This window comes from Mycobacterium sp., assembly GCF_032159765.1.
In the GTDB taxonomy this organism is placed as follows: Bacteria; Actinomycetota; Actinomycetes; order Mycobacteriales; family Mycobacteriaceae; genus Mycobacterium.
On sequence record NZ_JAVHWM010000160.1, the window covers coordinates 1 to 2,563 of the forward strand.

The following is a 2,563-nucleotide window of genomic DNA, read 5'->3' on the forward strand; positions in this document are numbered from 1 at the left end:
GAAGGCACCTGGTCCGACGAAAGCGATTGGGAGGTAGGCGAAGACGTCGATTCCGAGGCCGGAATCGACGAGTCAGGCCCGCCACCGGTGGTAGCGGTCGTCGGGCGGCCCAACGTCGGCAAGTCCACGCTCGTCAACCGGATCCTCGGGCGGCGTGAGGCGGTAGTGCAGGACGTTCCCGGGGTGACCAGGGATCGGGTGTCATACGACGCGATGTGGACCGGGCGGCGGTTCGTCGTGCAGGACACCGGGGGATGGGAACCCGACGCAAAGGGATTGCAGCAGTTGGTCGCTGAGCAGGCATCGGTGGCGATGCGCACCGCGGACGCGGTCATTCTCGTGGTCGACGCGGTGGTGGGAGCCACAGCGTCCGACGAAGCTGCCGCGAAGATACTGCAACGGTCGGGCAAGCCAGTGTTCTTGGCGGCCAACAAGGTTGACACCGAACGAGGCGAGGCCGATGCGGCGGCACTGTGGTCGCTGGGTGTCGGGCAGCCCTATGCGGTCAGCGCGATTCACGGCCGCGGGGTCGCGGACCTGCTGGACGACGTGGTCGCGTCGCTACCGCAGGTGTCGGAGGCGGCGCCCGGCCCGGGGGGACCGCGCCGTGTCGCCTTGGTGGGTAAGCCGAATGTCGGCAAGAGCTCGCTGCTGAACAAGTTGGCCGGCGATCAGCGGTCGGTGGTCCACGACGTGGCAGGCACCACGGTCGATCCCGTCGATTCCCTGATCGAACTCGGCGACCGGGTGTGGAAGTTCGTCGACACCGCCGGGCTGCGCCGCAAGGTGGGGCAGGCCAGTGGCCATGAGTTCTATGCGTCCGTGCGCACGCACAGCGCGATCGACGCCGCGGAGGTGGTGATCGTGTTGATCGACGCGTCGCAGCCGATCACCGAGCAGGACCAGAGGGTGCTGACGATGGTGATCGAAGCGGGGCGGGCGCTGGTGCTGGCGTTGAACAAGTGGGATCTGGTCGACGAGGACCGGCGCTATGACCTGGGACGCGAGCTCGAGCGGGAATTCGCTCAGGTGCAGTGGGCGCCAAGGGTGAACATCTCGGCGAAGACGGGCCGGGCGGTGCAGAAGCTCGTGCCGGCGCTCGAGACGGCGCTGGAATCGTGGGACGGGCGGATCTCGACGGGCCAGCTGAACTCGTGGCTGAAGGAGGTGGTGGCGGCAACGCCACCACCGGTGCGGGGCGGCAAGCAGCCGCGGATCTTGTTCGCCACGCAGGCCACCGCGCGGCCGCCGACGTTCGTGCTGTTCACGACGGGTTTTCTCGAGGCGGGATACCGGCGGTTCCTGGAGCGGCGGCTGCGCGAGACGTTTGGTTTCGAAGGCAGTCCGATCCGGATCAACGTCCGCGTGCGGGAGAAGCGCAAGGCGCGGTCGCGGTAGCTTTTCGCGCGCCCTCTAGCGTCGAAGGGATGTCCGTTGTCCACATGATCCTGATCGCGCTGGCCGGTGTGGGGGCCGGCGCGATCAATGCGGTCGTGGGGTCGGGCACGTTGATCACGTTCCCGACGCTGGTGGCGCTGGGATACCCGCCGGTGACATCGACGATGTCGAACGCCGTGGGGCTTGTCGCGGGAAGCGTGTCGGGCACGTGGGGTTATCGCCGCGAGCTGCGAGGTCAGTGGCAGCGGCTGCGCTGGCAGATGTTGGCGTCGCTGACGGGCGCGGCCCTCGGAGCGTGGCTGTTGCTTCATCTGCCGGAAAAGGTATTCACGGCAGTGGTTCCGGTGCTGCTGATCCTGGCGCTGGTCCTCGTCGTCATCGGTCCGCGGATTCAGGAGTGGGCGCGCCGACGGTCGGAGGCTCGTGGCGAGGGCGCCGATCATCTGTCGCGAGGCAAAATGGTGGCGCTGGTGGTGCTGACGTTTGCGGTCGGCGTCTACGGCGGCTATTTCACTGCGGCACAGGGAATTCTGCTCATGGGGGTGATGGGCGCGCTGCTGAGTGAGGATATGCAGCGGATGAACGCGGCGAAGAACCTGTTGGCGTTGATCGTGAATGTGGTTGCCGCACTGGCATACACGCTGGTGGCGTTCGACCGGATCAGTTGGCTGGCGGCGGGATTGATCGCGGCCGGGTCGCTCGTTGGGGGCTTTCTCGGGGCACATTACGGACGCCGGCTGCCGCCAAATGCGCTGAGGGCGGTCATCGTCGTGGTGGGCCTGATCGGGCTGTGGCGGCTGCTGGCGGTCTGATGGCCGGGCGGTGTGTTTGCGGTAGGGTAGCGACTTGCTGCTGGCGGTCGTCGGCGGCGGCGGGCTGTGGCGCAGTTTGGTAGCGCACTTGACTGGGGGTCAAGGGGCCGCAGGTTCAAATCCTGTCAGCCCGACGGGTCAGCGTCCGCGCCGTTCCCGCGACTTCACCGCGAGGTCGATCGGGGTGCCAGGGAAGCCGTAGCGCTCGCGCAGCATGCGTTCCACGAAGCGCCGGTACGACGCCTCCAGCGGGCCTGTCGTGAAGAGCACGAACCGGGGCGGGGCGACCCCGGGCTGGGTGGCGAACAGCACCCGCGGCTGCTTTCCCCCGCGCACCGGGGGCGGGGTCGCAG

General features: G+C 67.9%; 2 protein-coding genes, 1 tRNA gene and 1 pseudogene. 3 read left to right on the top strand and 1 reads right to left on the bottom strand.

Going from position 1 to position 2,563, the window contains the following annotated elements; translation table 11 throughout:
- The 3 genes from der to QOH60_RS19330 all read left to right on the top strand — a co-directional run.
- A partial coding sequence (gene der, locus QOH60_RS19320; RefSeq protein ID WP_526423336.1) for a ribosome biogenesis GTPase Der occupies nucleotides 1-1,398 on the top strand: 1,398 nt, incomplete at its 5' end.
- 29 nt (nucleotides 1,399-1,427) lie between these two features.
- Nucleotides 1,428-2,210 (top strand): sulfite exporter TauE/SafE family protein, encoded by a 783-nt coding sequence (locus QOH60_RS19325; RefSeq protein WP_526423338.1) that lies wholly within the window; start codon nucleotides 1,428-1,430, stop codon nucleotides 2,208-2,210.
- 60 nt (nucleotides 2,211-2,270) lie between these two features.
- A tRNA-Pro gene (locus QOH60_RS19330) sits at nucleotides 2,271-2,344 on the top strand.
- A 4-nt stretch (nucleotides 2,345-2,348) separates the two neighbouring features.
- Here QOH60_RS19330 and engA read toward each other — a convergent pair.
- Nucleotides 2,349-2,563 (bottom strand): annotated as a pseudogene (engA, locus tag QOH60_RS19335) (ribosome biogenesis GTPase Der); the annotation flags it as partial.